Annotated in this window: 1 protein-coding gene; it reads right to left on the bottom strand. The window is 60.9% G+C overall.

Features of this window, described 5'->3' with window-relative positions; genetic code table 11:
- Positions 1-53 precede the first annotated feature (53 nt).
- Positions 54-1,265, bottom strand: coding sequence for an IS256 family transposase (locus tag ACLE20_RS15445; protein WP_410941203.1), 1,212 nt, complete (start codon positions 1,263-1,265; stop codon positions 54-56).
- Positions 1,266-1,418 lie beyond the last annotated feature (153 nt).

Raw genomic sequence — 1,418 nt, 5'->3', positions numbered from 1 at the left:
GATAGCGTCCGTCAAGATGGTGTAATTTCGGGTGTGGTTCCGGGCCGTCATGATCAGGCGGCTCTGGGTGTAATCTGAAGTGTAGCTTCCTCCTCGATCGTCGGTTGATTTAGCTCGGCCATCGCCTCGACCTGCATGTATCGGCTCAGGAGCTGCCATTCGTCGTTGGCTTCGAGCAGGACCGCACCGATCAGGCGCACGATGCTGTCGTCATTGGGGAAGATGCCGACGACATCGGCGCGGCGCTTCACTTCCTTGTTCAATCGCTCCAGCGGGTTCGTCGAGTGTAACTTGGTGCGGTGCTGCGCGGGAAAGGCCATGTAGGCCAGCACATCGACCTCGGCATTGTCCATGAAGGTTCCCAGCTTCGGCCATCTGGCACGGAGCTGGTCGGCGACATGCCGCCATGTCTGCACGGCATTGTCGTGATCGGGCTGGATGAAGGCCTGGCGGATCGCGGCGGCGACCATGGTGTGTTGGCCCTTGGGAACGTAGGCGAGCGCATTCCGCATGGCGTGAACGCGGCACCTCTGCCATGTCGCGCCGAGGATGCGGGTGATGGCGGCCCTCAGCCCTTCATGCGCGTCGGAGATGACGAGTTTGACGCCGGTGAGGCCACGGCGCACCAGATCACGCAGAAAGCTTGTCCAGAACGGCTCGGCTTCGGAAGGGCCGATGTGCAGGCCGACGATCTCCCTTTTCCCGTCGGTATTCACGGCCACCGCGATTATCGCCGCCACAGAGACGATGCGACCGCCTTCGCGCACCTTCAGATAGGTGGCATCGAGCCACAGGTAGGGCCAGTCGCCGGAGAGAGGGCGCTTGAGGAATACGCTCACCCGTTCGTCGATGTCCTTGCAGAGCTTGGAAACGGAGGATTTGGAGATGCCGGTCATGCCCATTGCCTGCACCAACTCGTCCACCTTGCGGGTCGAAACGCCGTTGATCCATGCCTCCTGGATCACGGCTACCAGCGCCTTCTCCACCATCTTTCTCGGCTCCAGGAAACCGGGAAAGTAGGCTCCCTGCCGCATCTTCGGTATCTTTAGGTTCAATGTGCCGAGCCGCGTGTCGAGTGAACGGTCGCGGTAGCCGTTGCGCCAGGTCTGGCGGCCATCGCCGCGCTCGTAACGGCCAGCCCCGATCAGGCCGTCCACGTCGGCCTCCATGATCAGTTGCAGCACGCTTTCAGCAATGGCACGGAGAAAATCGCTGTCGCCGCTCTTCGCGGCAAGCTCGGCAAGGGGTAATCTATCCTCGGTCATCGGAGTTCCTTTCGGCAGGTTGAAGTCGAACAACTCCACCTTATCCGACAGGCCCGGTGACCACCCGGCGCTCAGTAAAAACGGAAGCGAATTCTCAACCGTAATTTCCACTCAATGCGCCCCCGAAATTACACCACGAGCACGGACGCTACC

The sequence above is a fragment of the Rhizobium sp. YIM 134829 genome, from assembly GCF_046546455.1.
Note: the sequence above shows the minus strand (reverse complement) of the source record. Positions and strands in the feature narration are given on the sequence as shown.